Here is an 18,791-nt window from a genome sequence, read left to right on the forward strand (position 1 = left end):
GCCGGGGAGGGCTCTGATGGAGGTAGTGCTGCGAGACGTGAGGGACGATGACCTGCCCACCTTCTTCGCTCAGATGAACGACCCCGAAGGGCTCCGGATGGCGGCGTTCACTGCCAAGGACCCTTCGGACAGGGCGCTCTTCGAGGCCCACTGGGCACGGATCCGCCAAGACTCAACGGTGGTCGCGCGCACCATCCTTGGCGACGGCGATGAGGTCGTCGGGCATGCCGGCGTGTTCGGACCCCCCGAGGAACGCGAGGTCACGTACTGGATCGGGCGGGAGTACTGGGGGCGAGGAGCAGCCACCGCCGCGCTGCGGAAGATCATCGGTGTCGCGACGGAGCGTCCGTTGCACGCCCGTGCGGCCGCGGACAACCTCGCTTCGATCCAGGTCCTGAAGAAGTGCGGGTTCGAAATCTCCGGCAGCGCACGGGATTTCGCGAACGCACGAGGCGAGGAAGTCGACGAGGTGCTCCTCACCTTGCTCCACTGACCGCACGCCCACGTTCACGCCAACGCCAACGCCCACACCAACGCACGCGATCCGCGTTCCGTGGCCGACTCCGGCGATGATCTGGATCAAGGGTGATCAGCAACGCTGCCCGGCAACGGCAGTGGTCACCGGTGCGTCCCGAGACCCGTGGCGCGACGGCGACATCGCGGAGGCGACCGCTGAGGCCGCCCGCCGACGCGACGGCGACGTCGCGGCCTCCACCGACGTGCTCCCAGAGTCGGAACCGGATGGCTACCTGCTTCGCCGTCCAGGAAGCAGGTAGCCGACTCCGCCGGAGAGCAACACGACCGGGTCACGGCTGAGCCTTGACCGACAGCAGTCGGCCGGGGCCTTCAAGAACTCCTACGCGATGGAGAACCGCGTAGGCAGGCGCCCGTTCGCTTCTAGGCCGCGGCGAGTGGTCAGCACCAGCCTCCGCCGAGGTGGGAGAACGCCTTCCAGGCGGCCCGGGTCTTGGTTCCTGCGACGCCGTCTATGCCGCCGGTGTCGTAGCCGATGTAGGTGAGGAAGCGCTGGAGGGCACGGATGGTGGCGGGGCCGACGTCGCCGTCGACGGTTCCGGCGTTGTATCCGCGATCGTTGAGGAATCGCTGCCAGGCCTTCCAACTGCTGGTGCCGAGCTGCCCGTCGATCGTGCCGGGGCTGAACCCGGCGTCGCGGACGTAGCACTGCACGCTCTTGCCTTCGGAGGTGGTGAGACCGAGGTTGTTGACGGCTTGGATGGTGACGCCCTGGGTGCTCACCGCGGCTCCGGCGGCCGACGGGGGCGCCGCGAGGGCGGCGCTCGCGCCCATCAGGGACCCCACGGCGATCCCGACGACAGCGGTGGCACTCACAAGTGCCCTGGATACAGCACGCATTGTCTCCTCGTTTCTGTCGGTTCCTTCGGTCGCCGTCATCGGCCGACCGCGCTGCCACAGCCTCGCCGGGAGCGGGCGTCGACTGCTTGCACGAATGCGACCAGCAGCCCGACATGCCCCGTATCGGCCAACGCCCCCTGATACCGGCCAAGTTCGGGATGCTCGGGCCGCGCGGGACACCTGGCACTTCTAGGGTTGCCGTGCCCGAGTTGACCGATGGGGGGATCGGCACGTGCACGAACTGCTCTTACGACCAGCTGCGTCGGACCTGCGCGATCGGGTTCTGGGGTACCGGGGTTTTCGCTTCGATGTGATCGGGACGCGGCGCAGGCTGCTGATCCCCGACGCCGTGGTGAAGGTGATGGTGGGCTTCGGCGACCCGGTGCGCGTGCGCGACTCCGCCGACCCGACCCTCTGCTTCAGTGGCGTCTGCCTCGCCAGCGGGGCCCGCACGACGTCCGCGATCGGTGAGCACACCGGCCTCATCCACGGAGTGACCATCCTGCTCACTCCGCTCGCCGCCTACCGGTTGTTCGGGGTGCCCATGTCCGAGTGGGCTCAGCTGTCCGTACCTCCCGAGGACCTGCGCCCCTCTCCCTGGGCCGACTTACCCGCCCGGCTGGCCCACGTCTCCGACTGGGGCCGGCGTTTCGCCTTGCTGGACCACGTTCTGCGGCAGGCACTCGACACGGGGCCCGCCGTCAGCCCCGAGGTGGCCTGGGCATGGCATCGGATCCGGACCACGGGCGGGCGGATCCGGGTCGAGGAACTCGCGGCCCGCACGGGCTGGAGCCGCCGTCACCTCGAGCGCCGCTTCCGCGCCCAGATCGGGCTGACCCCGAAAGGGACGGCGCAGGTGATGAGGCTGCAGGCGGCCCTGAGCGGCAAAGAGGCGGGTGCCACGTGGGCGGATGCGGCGGCCCAGGCGGGATACCACGACCAGCCGCACTTCGACCGGGTGTTCAAAGCGATGACGGGCCGTACGCCCAGCGCCTTCAGCGCCTACCGTTCCGGCGCCTCCTTGCATGACGCGCAGGACTTCGTCCCGGGGCAGGTGACGAGCGCGATGCTCCGGCACCCCAACTGAGCACCGCGTCCCACGCGTTCCCAGGCCGGCCCCGCTGCGGCTGTCGGTCGTGTGGCTCGACCCGGGCCGGCGGTCGGGCCTCGGACCGGTGGCGGCGGACAAGGCCACGGATCTCCCCGTCGCGCGGTGAGATGCCGTGCGGCGCCAGATGCCCGCGGGGCGTTTCGTCGAAGTAGCCCTGGTATGAGGTGGTCCTCTCTAGCATGGGGTGCCGCGTGGGTGCTTGGGCGGGAGAGGGGCTTATGGGGACAGGGGGAGCACCGCTGTCACGGGCCTGTGGTGTCTGTGCGCGGTGCGGACGGGGGAGTCGCGGGTGGGGGCGTTGTCCCGGCACGCGCGGACAACTCCGCCGCGTGCGTCGCCTGCGTCAGTTCGACCAGTTGTCGCGCGGTCAACTGCCCGGCGACATGGCCGTGCTTGAGCAGCCAGCGCTGCTGGCGCTGCGCGGGTGCGAGGGCCCAGCGGGACACGGCTCCCACGACCTCCCGGCCGAGGCATGCGACCAACGTGACCACGGCGGCGAGCGCGAGACCACGCCGGCCGTGCCAGACACTCAGAAGCGCGAGCGGCGCTCCCGCAGAAACGACCAGCGCCCGGGAGAAGAAGCTCATCGGGACCACCCACCGGCGACGACGGGACGACCGGGCGTGGAACGCCCTCCTGTACGGAACATGGGTGCCTCCTCGGGCTCGGGGCCGTACGGAGGGTCAGGCCGGGTCCGGCGGATTTTTCCCGCGTTCCGCGCAAGAATCTTCAACAGGCCTTCTCCGATTGCCGTTTCCGCAGTTCACGGAGGCGCGGGATGAATGAGCGGGTTTCTCGTCGCACGCTGGCCGACGAGACGGACGAGGAACTGCTGCGCTTACTGGAGCGCTACCCGGACCCTGCCGCCCGGGCCGACGTCTATGCCGTGATCGCGGAGCGCCACCGCCCCGTCGTCCTGCGATTCGTCGCCGGCCGGGTGGACGCCGACGACGCGCCGGACATCGTGCAGGACACGTTCGTCGACGCCTTCCGCTACTTCGACCAGTACACGTCGCTGGGACCGCCGTACCGACTCGAGGCCTGGCTGGTCGAGGTCGCCCGGCGCCGGGTGCTGAAGTACTGGTCGCGAGGCCGCAAGGAGCGCCCAGGCATGGCCGACGGAGCGGTCGAAGTGCTGAAAGAACGCGAACGCGTCATCGAGCCGGGCCACGACCTCATCCGCCTCGAACGGGTCCATCAGCTCCTGGGAGCGGTGTTCGAGAGCCTCGATGAAGGCCAGCGGGACCTCTATCGACTCCGTAACCTCGGAGGCCTGACCGGGCGAGAGATCGCGGCCGGCAAGGGCGAGGACCCCAACACCGTCAGCAAGGCGTGCACCAAGCTCGACAAGCTCGTGGCCGAGCGGTTCCATGTCCTGCTGCTGGTCCGGGACGGCGCGACCCGGTGTGCCGCGCTCGGTGAGCTGTTGGCGGACCACGAGCGGCAGAACGGCCCCGGCTACACCGCGGCCCTGGCCGAACGCGTGGTCGAGCACTACAGCACCTGCCGGACATGCGGCAACTGTTCCTCGTGCCGCATTACTCAGCAGCGGCTCATCTGGCAGGCCGCCCCGGTCGCCATTCCGGTCATCCTGGCCGCCGCGTTCCGCGAGCGCGTCGAGTCGGCCCTCCAAGAGGTCGCCAACTCCACTGCCGTACCCAGCCGTTCACCTCAACCCCCGCCCTCGCCCCCCGGCCCTCCGGACGGCCGACCGCCGGGCAAGGGCAGGACGATCCGGCGCCGGGCTGTCCGGACCGGAGCGGCCGTCGCCGTGACGACCGTCCTTGCCCTGCTCGCCCTCCGCGCGCTCAACGCGGGCGCGGCGCCGAAGACCGCTCCGGACCAGCGGGCCGCAGCGGCATCCGCCGTCACCTCCGCGATGCTCAAGCAGAGACTGGTCGCCTTCGACATCAACGCCAGGCCCCCGGGCGACCCGAACTTCTTCGTCGGACAGGGCCGGCTCGACATGACCCGAAAGCCCGTCAGAGCCGCGACACACGTGCTGTACGACTACGGCGAGGGCCACACCTGGACTCCGCCGGACATCGTGCTCGTCGGCGGGAGCGCGTACGTCACTCCGGACAACACGCCGGTGACCAAGGGCGCCGAAGCCTACGGAGCCACCAAAGTGGTCCCCGTCACCGACACGGTCACCGACCTCTCCGTCCGCAACGCCCTGGAAGCCCAGTGGCTCGCGCAACCCGCCGACCTCTCGGTGCTCATAGAGAAGGCATCGGCGTTCACGGAGAAGAAGGGGAAGGAGAGTGGACCGACTCTCCGTGGAACCGCCGCCTTGAGCGACCTGGCCGCCGATCCGACGGTGGGAGTCTTCTACCGCCCGTACCTCAAGACCTCTCCGTCCGGAACGGCAACCTTCACCCTGGCCACCGACTCCCGCCACCTGCCGACGTCGTTGACACTGAACATCCCCGTCACCCGCACGGACGGATATGAGGGTGAGAAGCCCGTCGACACCTTCGACATCACCTACAGGAACTGGGCCGACGGCAAACCCATCACCGCCACGGATACGGACAAGCCGACCCCGCAATGGGGCGGTACGGCCTGAAGCGTGTTGCAGAGGGCTGTGATCTTGCAGGCCAGAGTCAGAACCAGAGCCAGAGCCAGAGCCAGGGCCTGGTTCCGGCGTTTCGCCGTGTCTGTGTCTGTGTCTGTGTCTGTGTCTGTGTCTGGCCAGGCCGGAGTTCCGCCATGCCGTGGCAAACCGACCGTGGCGTCAGCACCCCATGGGGGAGTCCGTGACCTGGCGCACTAGGGCCTGTCCTGAGTCGTGATCATGTTTCGGGACGGAGGCTGCGCATCCAGATCACTGCTCCGCGCGGATGGAGGCCGACGAGGTAGCTGTCGGGCGTCTTGTCGTAGCGGGTCGCAAGGCCGCGCCACGCCTTGATTTTGTTGATGCAGCGTTCGACGCGGTTGCGATCTTTGTAGAGCTCCGCGTCGTGAGAAATGGGCCTGCCGCCCCGATGGCCCTTCTTCTTGCGGTTCGCGGGCTGGTCAGCTTTCTCCGGAATGACTGCCTTGATGTTCCGTTTCCGCAGGTGAGCGCGATTGGCGCGACAGGAGTACGCCTTGTCGCCGGCCACCGCATCGGGCCGGGTGCGCAGGCGGCCGACCGGGCCACGGACATTGATCCTGTTCAGCACGGGGACGAATCGAGGGCTGTCAGCGGCTTGGCCCTCGGTCAGGACGAAAGCGAGCGGGCGGCAGCGCGGATCGGAGGCGAGATGGACCTTGCTGGTCAGGCCGCCTCGCGAGCGCCCGAGCAGGGCGGCCTTCAGCCGGGCCCGGTGGCGTCGCCGAACGCGTCGCCGCTCGTCCCGGACCGGGTCCGGCGCGTTCCGGCCGTCTGCAACCTGCGGCCTTCGCTCCTTTCCGCGGCCCCTTTTGACGCCTCGGCCGCCTCTTCCAGGGACAACAGAACCTCCTCACTGACCCGCATGCCAGCTGCATCGTGGTGGGCACGGGTGACCGTCGAGTCAACACTGACCAGGGAAAGGTCTGCCTGCCCGCGCCGGGCCGCCTCGGTGATCATCGCGTCCATCAGGGCCTGGAAGACGCCCGCGTCGCGCCACTGGAGGAAACGGTTGTAGACGGTCTGCCAGACCCAGAACTCCGTTGGCATCTCCCGCCACTGACTGCCCGAGCGGAACTTCCAGATCACGCCCTCGAACTGCTCCCGCAGATGCTCCGGATACGGGGCCGAACCTGCCTACCGGCAGCAACGGCCCGATCTGAACCTTGAGCGCGTGCCGGCGACGCTTGATCGTCTCCTGCCTCCTACCAGCCCATATCCTTGGCTACCTCTTCCTGGGCTGCGGCAATCTCTTCCTCGGTGGACTCAATAACGTCCACCTCCTCCAAGCGCGCCAGCAGGTCCGCGAGAGCCTGCTTCTGAGCCGGATGCGTGATCGGTACGGCGTTCAGGTCGGTGCTCATCAGCCAGTCGAACAGCACGATGGCATCAGATCGCCACAGGCGGAGATCGACGGTTGGCGTGGACCCCCATGGGAAGCCGATTTCCATAAGGGCATCATGCCAGGTCAGCGGTATGCCGGGCGTCGCAGCTCAATGGGTGCACGCCTGCACGTCCAACCTTCGGCGGCACGACCCCACGATCACCAAACCTCGATGGCCATGATCAAGGTTCACAGTCACAGGACACCAGCTCACGAACGATCACCGGAAGGGACATCCACACCCTGACCACAACTCAGGACAGGCCCTAGCGATCGGCGCAGGCGCCGTAGCCGAGGGCATCGGGTTCGCGGTAGGGCGCGAAATCGTCGGTACCCTCACGGCTCACAGACACGCCGCCTCCGTCCTGCCGGCCGATGTGGCGGGAGATCGAGCCGTCCCCGCCCGACTGGAAGACCTCCAGCTCGGCGCGGCCGTCATGGTTCGTATCGACGGCCCGTACTTCGGACACGAACGACGACGACCGGATACGGATGGTGCCGATCCGGTCGCTGCTCACATCGTGGGCGAGCGGCCCGTAATGCACCTCATGTACCACCATGTTGTCCCGGGTCGAGTCGCCCTCGTCGCGCTGGCTGTAGAAGATGGCCAAGTCGAGGTAACCGTCGCCGTCGAAGTCGCCGAAGGCTCCCCGGGTCGCCATGTCCTCCTTCGACGCACCTCGCAGCTTCTGCCAGAAGCCGCGGGCATCGTCGACTCGGACAGCGGTCCGTTGATCGTCTCCCTGGAAGACGACTGAGCTGGTGCCCTCGTTGATCTCGTCCAGATGTCCGTCCGCGTCCACGTCGGCGCGCAGGGTAAAGCCGTCGACGGCGCATATGGTCATGGGGGCGTGGTCGCCGGGTCGGGGCCCGGTGCCCAGCAGTAGCCACGTACCACCGGCGATCACGGCGAGACTGCCGCCCAGAGCGGCGGTGAGCCGCCGGCGCCGTGTACGGGGTCGTGGCAGCGACGAGAACACGCCCCGAGACATGGATCGCTTCATGGCAGTAGAGAACGGCACGCCAGGACCCTACTAGGACCGCGCTCACCAGAGAGCGGCCAGAGACCTCTTCAGAGATCCTCATCAGGCCTGAACACAACCCGGCGAACCTGTGCGGTCAGAGCGGCAGCGGACTGACCGCCGCCTCACAGCGGGCCGGGACACCTGGGCTTCAAGAGGAGGAACACGGGGGCTCCGACCTTACGGCTGCGCCTGCGTCTGCGTCTGCTTCGGCAAGGTGAGGATCTCGGCCCCGTCGTCGGTGATGGCGATCGTGTGCTCGCTGTGTGCTGTCCGGCAGCCTGTCGCACTTCGGAGCGTCCATCCGTCGGCATCGGTGACGAGTTCGGCGGTGTCCGCCATGACCCACGGCTCCAGCGCCAGCAGCAGCCCGGGGCGCAGTTTGTATCCACGGCCAGGCCGTCCGGTGTTAGGAATGTGCGGGTCCTGGTGCATCGTCGATCCGATGCCATGACCTCCGAACTCGGTGTTGATCGGGTACCCGGCCTCGCTGAGGACCGTGCCGATGGCATGGGCGAGGTCGCCGATGCGAGCCCCGGGACCGGCAGCGGCGATCCCTGCGGCCAGCGCGCGTTCGGTCGCCCTGATCATCGCGACGCTCTCCGGGGGCTGTGTGTCGCCCACGATGAAACTGATGGCAGCGTCCGCGGCTACTCCGCCCTTGGAGACGGCGAGGTCGAGCGTCAGCAGATCGCCATCGGCGAGTGTGTAGTCGTACGGCAGTCCGTGGAGCACGGCGTCGTTGACGCCCGTGCAGATGTAGTGGCCGAACGGGCCGCGTCCGAAGGACGGTGCGTAGTCGACGTAGCAGGACTGCGCACCGGCCTCGACGATCAGGGTCTTGGCCCAGCGGTCGATGTCCAGAAGGTTCGTGCCGATCGTGCTACGGCTCTTCAGCGTCCGCAGGATGGCGGCGACCAGGGCGCCTGTGTCTTTCGCTCGGGCCAGTCGAGTGGGGTTCAGGATCTCGATCATGCGGCGTCCTTCTCGTGAATCCAATAACTATACCGGTCAAACTATACCGGTACTAGAATTGGAGTCATGGTCAGGTTGCCGCTCACTCCCGCCGAGGTCGAACGAGGACAGCGCCTCGGCGCCCTCTTGCGTCGGGCCAGGGGAGAGCGCTCGATGCTCGCCACCGCGCTCGACGCACGCGTCTCGCCGGAGACCCTCCGGAAGATAGAGTCGGGCCGCGTGGCCACGCCCGCCTTCTCGACCGTCGCGGCCATCGCCGATGTCCTCGGCCTTTCCCTCGACGCGGTGTGGGTCGAGATCAGCCGGCCCGAGCGTGGCGTCGGGCCGACCGCCTCCGGTCGCAACGCACGTCAGCAGTTGACCTCTTGACGTGCTTCGCCTGACGCGACTGTCAGGACCTTCTGACCGCAGCCCGTCAGCGGGTGCTCTGCCCATGGCACATCCAGTGCCGCAGCGACCTCGTAGAAGACTGTCCCGCAGGGACCGGGCCGACCGGCGGAGCAGCGAGACGACATCACGAGTTCAACGTCGGTGGTCGCCGTCTCCGCCGAGTTCCTCCAGGGTGTCCGCCACGTGGGCGAGGAGGGTCTCGATGTCCGGCCAGGACGGTTTCGGGCCGTGGGACATGGTGCCGTGGCGGACGACGCACCCGTACTGGTCACCCGCGCGCAGGTCGACGAAAAGGCCGCCGCCCAGGCCGTCCCCGGCCACCGGCAACCACTGAGGAAGCCAGAGCGGCGTCGCGTCATGCGGGTAGTACGTGCCGGCCCGGTCCTGACCGCAGCGGGCCAGCCAACCCTCCAGAGCGTCGGCCAGTGGCGGCGGCACGGTGTCGCGCAGCGAGCGCAGATACTGTTTCCGTCGCGTCAGCGCCTCCGCCACCGGATACGGGTCGCATCCGTACGGGAAGAGCCGGAACGGCGTCTCGCCGACGGTTGGCCGGGTGGGGGAGACGCCATCGGCGGCGCGCCACCAGGCGGCCAGTCCTTCGGGCAGGGGGCGGCCGGTCTCCTGCTCCGCCCGCCGTAGCGCCGCGGGGTCGGCGGGCGGATTCAGCCGGGCGTGACAGGCGGGAGCGTTCCGCGTGAGCAGGCGCACGATTCGGCTCCATGGCACGTCAACCGGTTCACCGGGCAAGGTCTTTCACTCCCCTTCACTCACCGTCGCGGCCGCGGTCAGACGTCCCGCACATGGGGAACGTCCGGTTCCGTCCTGGTCTGGTCTCGCCACCCGCACCAACGTTGTCTGAGTCCATTCAAGGGCAGGTTTGACGGCTTTGGTACTCGGGGCAACGAGAGGACCGTGATCGTGAGGAATCCAACCGTAGTGCGCGCAGGGGGCGGAAAGTTACTGTCCGCCGTCGTGGCGGCGCTCGCCCTGATCCTGGGGATGGGGGCGCCGGCCATGTCCGCCACGCCTGCGCCCTCGCCCGGTGACGGGAGCGGGCAACGGACGGCGGCCGAAGGCAAGTTGATCGGGAAGCCGGTGATCCTCACCGGCGAGGACGTGGACAAGAAGGCGCAGCGCCCCCGGTCCGCGTGGCGGGCCGCGCCCGCGCCCAAGGCCAAGAAGGCGTCCCTGTCGCCGGAGCAGGCGATGAAGGAAGCCTTGGCAGAGGCGAGAAAGGTGGGCGCCAAGTCCTACCTGGACACGTCCAAGGTGCCGTTGGCCACGGACGGACGGGCCTCCGCCCGGGCCGCCGCCCTCGGCCTCCCGCCGACCAACCTCGGAGACGAGCCCCCGGCGCAGGACACCAACCAGTGCCTCGACCGCGCCGGGGCTTCCTCCGCTCAGGGGGAGACCCTCAACCGCTGGCTGTGGTGCCGGAAGATGCGCGTCGGCGTCCAGTACTTCAAGATCATCGATGGAAAGCCGGAGTACCAGGGGACCAACAGCGTGGCCTACCACGCGGTGGCGGTCGGCAACGGGCAGCAGCGCGTCCTGCGCACCTACCTCCAAGCCCAGTACGACTCGGTGGAGTACGACGACTGGAGCCTCTGGGACCGGTACTTCACCGCCCCGGACCTCAAGATGTTCATCCTCTCGGACTGCGCGGAGAGCTACGAGTACTGCTTCGGGACCGGCAGCGGCATCGAGCACACCTTCGACGAGTGGGACTACCACCGCGAGTGGCTGCACTGGGACATCTACTCGGAGGAGGAGGCGTCCACCTCCACCGACAAAGTTCTCTTCCACCACTGGCACTTCCGATTCGGCGGCTCCGGTGGCGGCTACGTGGGCCCCGACGCCACCACCGCCGACCGCGCCTTCCGCTGCGACTCCGCCGGCTACTTCTCGCAGTTCGGCGTCGACTATCCGAAGGCATGCGTCAACTACGAGGTGATCCCGCACCTCCAGTACGACATCAGCGACACCCGTGTCACCTCGGTCGCCCGGCACATCCGCGTCGCCCAGGACACCCCCGAGAAGACCTATCCGATCGAGCTGGAGCCCAAGCACATCCCCGGCAAGTACAGCGGTTCCCGGGACGACCAGGGTCTGCACCGTGTCGCCGACGGCAGCCCCTCGGCCCAAGCCAATGAGGCCATGAAGGACGCCGCCTGCAACCGCAAGCCCCCGTACGAGGACTGGCGCGGGCTGCCGCCGTACGACACGGCCACCCAGGACTGTGACGAGTACCCGTTCCAGTCCACCGAGGAGGGCGCGGGCAGCTTCACCTGGGACTTCTCGGTCCGTGCGGTTCCGAACGGCGAGAACCGATCCGCGGGCGGCCTGTTGCGCTGGTACTACTTCAGCGACCGCATCCTGTACGGGACGGACGCCTTCTGGGTCGAGGTCCGCGACTGAGGAGAGTCGTTCGGATCATGCCGCAGACATGGGGTCCGGCCCGCACCACCCCAAGGCCGCGTGCTTCGGATCGTCGGAGTGGCCCCCGGCCACCCCGGCGGTCGAGGCCGCACCTGGCGTGGCAGAGTATGCGTGTGCCCACCACTGATGCCGCCCGTACCGTCGACGCCTCCCCTGCTGAGAGCGGGACCGCCGCCGCCCACGCGGACCCCGGCCACGTCATCGATCTGCGCAGCGACACCGTCACCCGGCCCGGCGACGCGATGCGCCGGGCGATGGCGGAGGCCGAGGTGGGCGACGACGTCTTCGGCGATGATCCCACCGTCAACGCGCTGCAGGAGCGGATCGCCGGGCTGCTCGGCTTCGAGGCCGCGCTCTTCGTGTCCTCGGGGACGCAGAGCAATCTGTGTGCCCTGCTGACCCACTGTGGCCGCGGCGACGAGTACATCGCCGGTCAGATGGCCCACACGTACCGGTGGGAGGGCGGGGGCGCCGCCGTGCTCGGAGGCATCCAGCCCCAGCCGCTGCCGCATCGGGCGGACGGGACGCTGGACCCGCTGGACATCGCGGCGGCCGTGAAACCGGACGACCCGCACTTCGCGCGCACACGGTTGCTCTGCCTGGAGAACACCGTCGGCGGCCGGGCCGTTTCGATGGACTACCTGAAGACCGCCACGCAGGTCGCCCGCGACCACGGACTCGCCACGCACCTCGACGGGGCACGGCTGTTCAACGCGGCAGTGGCCGGAGGGGACGACCCGTACGAGCAGGCACGGCTGATCGCCGGCCACTTCGACAGCGTCTCCGTCTGTTTCAGTAAGGGCCTGGGCGCGCCGGTCGGCTCCGCGCTCGTGGGATCTCGGGAGTTCGTGGCCGGCGCACGGCGCTGGCGAAAGGTCCTGGGCGGCGGGATGCGGCAGGCCGGCGTGCTGGCGGCAGCGGCACTCCACGCGCTCGACCACCATGTCACCCGGCTCGCGGACGACCATGCGCACGCCGCGCTGTTCGCCGAGGGCCTGAAGGACGTCGAGGGCCTCACCATGGAGCCCAGCGGGACCAACATGGTCTTCGCGAAGTCCGCTCCCGGCCTCGAGACCGACGATCTACGCGACCGACTTGAGCGGCGTGGCCTGCTGTGTGGGGGATACCCGGGGCAGTTGCGCTTCGTGTTCCACCTGGACGTGACGCGCGCCGACACGGAACGCGCGGTGCGGATCGTGCGCGAGGCCGTGGCCGAGACGGCAACACGCTGAGCCTGTAGGGCCGTTGGTCCGCGCTCGTGTCATGCCGCCTCCCGGGAGTGGATCAAGGCGGTCGTAGCCGGTCACGCGGGCCCTGGCCGGGAGCGGATCGTCGGCTCTCGCCGTCACCGGCGGAGCCGGCCACGATGCCCCTCAAGTCGGGTCCAGGTCGGTGTACAGCTGGTGGTGGTCCGAGTACGGGGTCGGATGTACACGGTGCTCGAGCGGGACGATGCCTCGCAGGAAGATGTAGTCGAACTTGCTGTGCCAGTCGGTGGTCGGCCCGCAGGTGCCGACGGGCGAGGGATGACACCGGGGGTCTGTATCCGCGGCCAGTGACCACATCCGGGTGAGTTCGGGAGCATCCGGCACGGTGTTGAAGTCGCCGAGAACGATGGCACGGTCGTGCCGAGCGACCTCCGCGGCGAGTACGCCGATCTGGCTCGCTCGGACTGCCTCTTGACGTCGTTGGGCGAGGTGGGTGTTGAAGACGCGGACCGGCCGACCGTCCACCGTGGTGGTGACTGCCATGTAGCCACGGTCTTCGGATCCTCCGTCGGGGTATTCCACACTGACGCGGTCTGTCATCGGTGCCGCCGAGAGGACCGCCTGTCCGTAGGCTCCCGGATTCCACGGCGCTCCGCCGCAGCGGCCCCAATTCCGAAGAACCGGCCCGTACTCGACGTGGTAAACGAGCCCGTAGAAGCTCTCCAGATAGTCCCGGATCTTCTCGACGTCGCGCACGCACGCTTCTTGCAGGCCGATGACCTGGGGCGCATACGTGGCGATCTCCGCAGCCCGGTCGACGTTGTTCGCCGCGCACGGGTTGCAGATGTTCCATGTCATGACCCGGTTCGGTACGACATCCCTGACGGCGTCGGCGGGCAGCGGCCTGGCGATCAGGGCACCGCTGGGTGCGCTGGGGCCCACGAGCAGCATGCAGGCCACGATCACGGCGCCGACGAGCAACCGTGTGCCCCTCCCGAGCACCATCGCCTCCTCAATGCGCACGCACGAACCTGGCGTCTCCCTGCACGAGGCTACGGGACGAGGCTGTCACCCCCGCATACGGTGTGCCGGTGCTCGTCGCGCTCGGACGATGTGAGCCCGGAGCGGATCAACACGATCCGCGACCAGCATGCCCCGGCGCACCGCGACACCTCCCGTCGGCTGGCGTAGCCACCGCAGCGCCAGGGCCGGCCGTTGCGGGAACAGGAACGGGAACGGTCATGCGCAACGGCTGGCACCGCGGGGGCGCCTGTTGCGCACGACCTCGTGGCTGTGCCGTCTACCTCTGATCTTGCGAGAGTGCCCCGGCCTTTAGGCCCGGGGGTGAATCGCATCTCTGGACTGTTCTGGCCTCAGCCGTGGGCATGGGTCTGCATTGTCTGCCCGCGCCCACGGCTGCCCGCTCTCGGTCCGGGCGCTTCTGCTGTGCGATGTAGTCCTTGACCACGTGGAGCGGCGCGCCGCCGCACGAGCCGGCGAAGTAGGAGGGCGACCAGAACCGGCCGTGCCTGATGGCCCGGTTGACCCGGCCGGTGAACTCCGCGCGCAGGCGGCGGGAGGAGACGCCCTTGAGGCTCTTGACCAGGCTGGCGAGTGCGACCTTGGGCGGGTAGTGCACGAGCAGGTGGACGTGGTCCGTTTCGCCGTTGAACTCCTTCAACTGCGCGTCGAAGTCCTCGCACACCTTGCGCATGACCTCCTCGCAGCGCGTCAGCATCTCGTCGTTCACGACTCCACGCCAGTATTCGGTGACGAAGACCAAATGCGCATGCAGGTTTTACATACGACTGTTCTGCCCCTGAGGGGTTTTGGTTCCCATCGTGGTGACATACGCCAGCGGTATGGTGATCGTCGTGCAGCTTCGGTACAGCTTCCGCCTGTACCCGACGGCTGGTCAGCGTGCTGCGTTGGCGAGGGCGTTCGGGTGTGCGCGGGTCGTCTTCAACGACGCGTTGCGCGTCCGCGAGGACGCCCGCAGGGCGGGGCTGGCGTTCGTCACCTCGGCGGAGCTGTCCAGAAACCTGACGGCCTCGAAGAAGACGCCGGAACGGGTCTGGCTCGGCGAGGTCTCGGCGGTGATCCTCCAGCAGTCCCTGAGGGACCTGGACACCGCCTACCGGAACTTCTTCGACGGCCTCAAGGGCAAACGCCCCAGGACGGGCGCGCCACGCTTCAAGTCGAAGCGGGACAACCGGCAGTCGGTCCGCTTCACCGCGAACGCGGCCTGGCGGATCACGCCGGGCAAAAAGCTGCGGCTGCCGAAGATCGGCGACGTTCCCGTGCGCTGGTCCCGGACGCTGCCGTCCACCCCGTCCACCGTGACCGTCGTCAAGGACGCGGCCGGCCGCTACTTCGCGAGCTTCGTCGTCGAGACGGACGCCTCGGAGGTACTGCCGGAGACGACGCCCGAGATCGGGATCGACCTCGGCCTCGGCCACTTCGCGGTCCTGTCCGACGGCCGGAAGGTCGACAGCCCGCGCTTCCTGCGCCGGGCCGAGAAGCGCCTGAAGAAGGCACAGCGGGAGCTGTCCCGCAAGGAGAAGGGCAGCGAGAACCGGGACAAGGCCAGGATCCGCGTTGCTCGGGCACACGCCCGTGTTGCGGACGCGCGCCGCGAGTTCCACCACCAGCTCTCCACGAAGCTGATCCGCGAGAATCAAGCGATCGCCGTGGAAGACCTGGCGGTGAAGGGACTCGCCCGCACGCGCCTGGCCAAGTCCGTCCACGACGCCGGATGGTCGGCGTTCGTGAGCATGCTGGAGTACAAGGCCGCCCGGTACGGGCGCGCCTTCCACCGGATCGGCCGCTTCGAGCCGACCTCCCAGGTGTGCTCACACTGCGGCGTGAAGGACGGCCCCAAGCCCCTCAACGTCCGTATGTGGACATGTGGGGCGTGCGGGGCGGTCCTCGACCGGGACATCAACGCGGCGGTCAACGTCGCCAAGGCCGCCGGACTGGCGGTGCCGGCCTGTGGAGCGCAGGTAAGACGGGTATCCGTGCCCGCACAGCGCAGCGAAACAGGAACCCACCAAGAGCTACCCACCACGTCGCCGCGGTGGGAGCAGATTGGAATCCCGGGCCTTTAGGCCCGGGAGGACGTCAAAGCGACATCTCGTACGCCCCGGACAGTGCCTCGACCTGACCCCAGACCTGTGCCGAACGCTCTTCGTCCACGACGGGACGCCGGATCGCGCCAAGCGCCCAGCGCTGCTGGTCCTCGGTGGCGGAGTCCTTGCCGTGCAGCTCGACGCAGTGTCCGGAGAAGTCACGGACGAGCACGGAGAACAGCTCGTCGAGCACGGACGCGTCCAGGTCCGTCAGACGGGCCTGCTCCAGGATCAGCTGTCCGTGCACCACCAGCGCGAACAACTGCCCCACGGAAAGGAGGAAGTCGAGGTCGCGGCTCTGCTCCTCGTCGGGGGCGATGGTGGTGACGAACTCGCACAGGGCGTCGGCCTGTTCCCGGAGGCGGGCGACGTTCGGGACCTCTGCATACGCGTCGTAGGCGGGGCGCCAGTCGTGGAAGCGGACGGAGCCCAGGCCGCGAGCCGGTCCCTGCCGGAAGAGGAAGTCGTCGTCGGCGGCGTCGAGACGGGTCGGCACGTCGGGGTGGCCGATCGGCTCGAGCAGGTGGTTGCGCATGAACTTGAGGATCAGCGCGAGGTTGACGTGGACCGTGCCCTCGAGCTTGGGCAGGCCGCGGATCTCCACGGCGGCCTGGGAGAAGTAGTTGTCCTTCTCGAAGCCCTTGGCGGCGATGACGTCCCACATCAGATCGATGACCTTCTCTCCCTCCGTGGTCACCTTCATCTTCGTCATCGGGTTGAAGAGCAGGTAGCGGCGGTCCTCCGGACCGGCCGAACGGAAGTAGTCGACGGCGCGGTCGCTGAACAGCTTCATCCCGACGAGGCGGACGTAGGCCTCGGCCAGTTCCCGGCGTACATGGGGGAAGGCGGTGACGGGGCGGCCGTAGAGGATGCGGTTGTGCGCATGGGTGACGGCCTCGTACATCGCGTGCTCGCAGATGCCGATCGAGGCGGTGCAGAGGTTGAACTTGCCGACATTGACGGTGTTGAGGGCGGCGTCGAAGGCGGCGCGGCCGGTGTGCAGGACGTCCTCGGGGGCGACCAGGTAGTCGTCCAGGCGGAACTCGCTGACGTACTTGGAGGAGTCGACGACGTTCTTCACCAGGTGGTACGCCGGGTGGCGGCTGTCGGCCGCGAAGAAGACGTATCCGTCCGGGCCGTCGATGTCGGTGCGGCGGCCGAACACGGAGACGAGGCCGGCGGCGTTGCCGTTGCCGATGTAGTACTTGGAACCGCCGGCCCGGAAGCCGCCGCTGCCGTCGGGCTCGAGCAGCATGTCGGTGGAGTAGATGTCGGCGCCGTGGGTCTTCTCGGACAGGCCGAAGGCGAAGACCTCTCCCTGGGAGAGGAGGTCCGCGGCACGGCTCCGAGCCGCGGCGTTGTCGCTCTGCCAGACCGGGCCGAGACCGAGGATGGTCACCTGCCAGGCGTACCAGTAGTCGAGACCGTAGAACCCGAGAATCTCGTTCAGAGCGGCGATCCGGGCGGTGTCCCAGCGCTGGTCCTCGTGCCCGGCGGCGGAGGCCGGGGTGAGGAAGGTGGCGAACAGGCGCTCCTTGGCGGCGAAGGCGAGGAAGTCCCCGAGCCAGGCACGGGTGCGGTAGTCCTCGATCAGGCGGCGCTTGCCGCGGTCCTCGAACCAGTCGACGGTGGCGCGCAGGAGCCTGCGCGTCTCGGGGTCGAAGTGCGTCGGGTCGTAGGTCCGCGGGTTGAACAGCAAGGGGGTGGCCATGGAGGTTCGCCTTCCGAGGGATGGGAGGTGGGAGATTGCCGTACGGGGATGGACGAAGAGGGTGCGACTCAGGCTGGCGGCCTCGACGGGCTGCCCTGCTGTCCGACCGTGACACCGGTCGTCATGGCCAGGGTGTGGAGGGTGGCGAGGACGTCGTCGAGCCAGGCGATCGTCATCCGCTCGAACGCGATGCCGCCGCGCAGCACGACGTGCTGCAGTTGCTGACCCGCGTCGAGCGGTGCGGGGGCGTCGGGCCCGGTGAAGTCCCGCAGTTCCCCGGTGAGGTAGTGCGCGAGCCGGTCGCTGTGGACCTGGTGGTGCCGCTCGACCTCGTCGATGAGCGCCGCCGGGTCGTCGAAGGCGCTGCCGCGGATCTTCACCGCGAGATCGTGACGAAGGCTCTCCGGCTCGATCGGCTCGTGCAGCCATCGGGAGAGGGTCGCGCGGCCGGGATCGGCGACGGAGTACTCCTTCTTGTCCGGACGTCCTCGCTGCGGTACCTCGCGCACGGAGAGAACGCCCTCGCTCTCCATGCGTTTGAGAACGCGGTAGATCTGCTGATGCGTCGCGGTCCAGAAGTAGCCGATGGACCGCTCGAACCGCCGGGCCAGCTCATAGCCGGAGCCTGGCTTTTCCAGCAGGGAGACGAGGATCGCGTGTTCGAGCGCCATGCCCCACAGCTTTCTATGCAACTCGTTGCATAGACAAGCGCCGTCGCCCGGGTGAGACGCGGCTCACCCGAGCGACGGCGCAGTCGGTCACGATGGCACTCGCCGTGCCGGTGCTCGGGGTCACTGCGAAGCCTGGGAACACCGGGGTGCGAGAAAAGTCTTCGGACCGCTCGTGGAAGTCACCGGCCTGGGGCCGGCCGAGAGCGCCTTCCCCGGCACGGTAGCGTGGCGCTGACATGCACAGAATCTTTCTCGCAGTGGCGCTGGCAGCGGCCCTGACCGGATGTTCGTTCCTCGGCCAGAGCCTGCCGTGCACCCTGGCCGATGCGGACTCGGGGATCTCCGCGGTGTGGCGGCCCGCCGACTTCGGCGGCCGGGACGCGGCGAGGATCCGGCTGTGCGTGGACGGCACGTGCGAGGAGCAGATGTCGGGCAGTCCCGACGACCCGTTCGCCTCGCTGTCGGTGCAACTCCCCGACGGCGTCGGTGCGTCCACCGTGCCGGTACGGCTCACCGTGACGTCCGCGAAGAGCGGAGACACCGTCGTCGAAGACAGCACCCGGGCCAGGCTGACGGAGCAGCGGCCCAACGGCAACTCCTGCCCGCCCACCGTCTGGACGGCGACCTTCCGTGCCCACCCCGACAAGGGCCTCACGTCACCCAAGGGCATGAAACTCCAGGGGTGAGTCACCCGGCCCCCTCCTGACCCGCCACTCCCGAGCCACTCTGCGTTCACATCGGCCGTCGACCATACGGAAGATCACCCGCGTGACCCTCCGACG

The 18,791-nt window shown here is 68.5% G+C and carries 17 protein-coding genes and 2 pseudogenes; 8 read left to right on the forward strand and 11 right to left on the reverse strand.

The window, feature by feature from the left end; all coding sequences use genetic code 11:
• Nucleotides 1–16 precede the first annotated feature (16 nt).
• Nucleotides 17–493, forward strand: a complete 477-nt coding sequence (locus tag OG788_RS43550; RefSeq protein WP_406376410.1) for a GNAT family N-acetyltransferase — start codon at nt 17–19, stop codon at nt 491–493.
• 422 nt (nt 494–915) lie between these two features.
• Here OG788_RS43550 and OG788_RS43555 read toward each other — a convergent pair whose 3' ends face one another.
• The gene (locus tag OG788_RS43555) at nt 916–1,350 is read right to left on the reverse strand and encodes a peptidoglycan-binding protein (protein ID WP_406376411.1); all 435 of its coding nucleotides are present in this window, start codon (nt 1,348–1,350) and stop codon (nt 916–918) included.
• A gap of 334 nt (nt 1,351–1,684) precedes the next feature.
• Between OG788_RS43555 and OG788_RS43560 the strand changes: the two genes are divergently transcribed.
• Nucleotides 1,685–2,461: a helix-turn-helix transcriptional regulator gene (locus OG788_RS43560; RefSeq protein ID WP_406376412.1), complete on the forward strand. Its 777-nt coding sequence runs from the start codon at nt 1,685–1,687 to the stop codon at nt 2,459–2,461.
• A 266-nt stretch (nt 2,462–2,727) separates the two neighbouring features.
• Here OG788_RS43560 and OG788_RS43565 read toward each other — a convergent pair whose 3' ends face one another.
• Nucleotides 2,728–3,072, reverse strand: coding sequence for a hypothetical protein (locus tag OG788_RS43565; protein ID WP_351542423.1), 345 nt, complete (start codon nt 3,070–3,072; stop codon nt 2,728–2,730).
• Nucleotides 3,073–3,263: 191 nt separating this feature from the next.
• On the opposite strand from OG788_RS43565, the gene OG788_RS43570 reads away from it, so the two are divergent.
• Nucleotides 3,264–5,054: an RNA polymerase sigma factor gene (locus OG788_RS43570; protein ID WP_406376414.1), complete on the forward strand. Its 1,791-nt coding sequence runs from the start codon at nt 3,264–3,266 to the stop codon at nt 5,052–5,054.
• Nucleotides 5,055–5,280: 226 nt separating this feature from the next.
• Here OG788_RS43570 and OG788_RS43575 read toward each other — a convergent pair.
• The 4 genes and pseudogenes from OG788_RS43575 to map all read right to left on the reverse strand — a co-directional run bounded on the left by OG788_RS43575 (nt 5,281) and on the right by map (nt 8,462).
• A pseudogene (locus OG788_RS43575) lies at nt 5,281–6,273 on the reverse strand (IS5 family transposase).
• A gap of 13 nt (nt 6,274–6,286) precedes the next feature.
• Nucleotides 6,287–6,532, reverse strand: coding sequence for a hypothetical protein (locus OG788_RS43580; protein WP_406376415.1), 246 nt, complete (start codon nt 6,530–6,532; stop codon nt 6,287–6,289).
• A 199-nt stretch (nt 6,533–6,731) separates the two neighbouring features.
• Nucleotides 6,732–7,373, reverse strand: coding sequence for a hypothetical protein (locus tag OG788_RS43585; protein WP_406376416.1), 642 nt, complete (start codon nt 7,371–7,373; stop codon nt 6,732–6,734).
• A 294-nt stretch (nt 7,374–7,667) separates the two neighbouring features.
• Nucleotides 7,668–8,462, reverse strand: a complete 795-nt coding sequence (map, locus tag OG788_RS43590; RefSeq protein WP_406376417.1) for a type I methionyl aminopeptidase — start codon at nt 8,460–8,462, stop codon at nt 7,668–7,670.
• Nucleotides 8,463–8,528: 66 nt separating this feature from the next.
• Here map and OG788_RS43595 point away from each other — a divergent pair, with 66 nt between their 5' ends.
• Nucleotides 8,529–8,831 carry a helix-turn-helix domain-containing protein gene (locus OG788_RS43595; protein WP_406376418.1) on the forward strand — a complete coding sequence of 101 codons (303 nt, stop codon included), beginning with the start codon at nt 8,529–8,531 and terminating at the stop codon, nt 8,829–8,831.
• 153 nt (nt 8,832–8,984) lie between these two features.
• Here the strand turns inward: OG788_RS43595 and OG788_RS43600 are convergent, their stop codons facing one another.
• Entirely contained in the window at nt 8,985–9,560 is a 576-nt protein-coding gene (locus OG788_RS43600) for an SMI1/KNR4 family protein (protein ID WP_406376420.1), read from the reverse strand.
• A gap of 306 nt (nt 9,561–9,866) precedes the next feature.
• Between OG788_RS43600 and OG788_RS43605 the strand changes: the two genes are divergently transcribed.
• Nucleotides 9,867–11,270 carry a NucA/NucB deoxyribonuclease domain-containing protein gene (locus OG788_RS43605; RefSeq protein WP_406376421.1) on the forward strand — a complete coding sequence of 468 codons (1,404 nt, stop codon included), beginning with the start codon at nt 9,867–9,869 and terminating at the stop codon, nt 11,268–11,270.
• A gap of 134 nt (nt 11,271–11,404) precedes the next feature.
• Nucleotides 11,405–12,523, forward strand: a complete 1,119-nt coding sequence (gene ltaE / locus OG788_RS43610) for a low-specificity L-threonine aldolase (protein WP_406376422.1) — start codon at nt 11,405–11,407, stop codon at nt 12,521–12,523.
• Nucleotides 12,524–12,664: 141 nt separating this feature from the next.
• Here the strand turns inward: ltaE and OG788_RS43615 are convergent, their stop codons facing one another.
• Both OG788_RS43615 and tnpA read right to left on the reverse strand, forming a co-directional pair.
• Nucleotides 12,665–13,504 (reverse strand): endonuclease/exonuclease/phosphatase family protein, encoded by an 840-nt coding sequence (locus OG788_RS43615; RefSeq protein WP_406377000.1) that lies wholly within the window; start codon nt 13,502–13,504, stop codon nt 12,665–12,667.
• A gap of 427 nt (nt 13,505–13,931) precedes the next feature.
• A pseudogene (tnpA, locus tag OG788_RS43620) lies at nt 13,932–14,294 on the reverse strand (IS200/IS605 family transposase); the annotation flags it as partial.
• A 79-nt stretch (nt 14,295–14,373) separates the two neighbouring features.
• On the opposite strand from tnpA, the gene OG788_RS43625 reads away from it, so the two are divergent.
• Complete coding sequence (locus OG788_RS43625; RefSeq protein ID WP_406376423.1) at nt 14,374–15,606, forward strand: RNA-guided endonuclease InsQ/TnpB family protein; 1,233 nt, start codon at nt 14,374–14,376, stop codon at nt 15,604–15,606.
• A 13-nt stretch (nt 15,607–15,619) separates the two neighbouring features.
• Here the strand turns inward: OG788_RS43625 and OG788_RS43630 are convergent, their stop codons facing one another.
• Together OG788_RS43630 and OG788_RS43635 are read right to left on the reverse strand one after the other, a co-directional pair.
• The gene (locus OG788_RS43630; protein ID WP_406376424.1) at nt 15,620–17,338 is read right to left on the reverse strand and encodes an acyl-CoA dehydrogenase family protein; all 1,719 of its coding nucleotides are present in this window, start codon (nt 17,336–17,338) and stop codon (nt 15,620–15,622) included.
• Between the two features lie 68 nt (nt 17,339–17,406).
• On the reverse strand, nt 17,407–18,009 hold the full coding sequence (locus OG788_RS43635) for a PadR family transcriptional regulator (protein ID WP_406376426.1): 603 nt from the start codon (nt 18,007–18,009) through the stop codon (nt 17,407–17,409).
• Between the two features lie 257 nt (nt 18,010–18,266).
• Between OG788_RS43635 and OG788_RS43640 the strand changes: the two genes are divergently transcribed.
• Nucleotides 18,267–18,695 (forward strand): hypothetical protein, encoded by a 429-nt coding sequence (locus tag OG788_RS43640; protein WP_406376427.1) that lies wholly within the window; start codon nt 18,267–18,269, stop codon nt 18,693–18,695.
• Nucleotides 18,696–18,791: the final 96 nt, after the last annotated feature.

This window comes from Streptomyces sp. NBC_00647, from assembly GCF_045207245.1.
GTDB lineage: Bacteria > Actinomycetota > Actinomycetes > Streptomycetales > Streptomycetaceae > Streptomyces.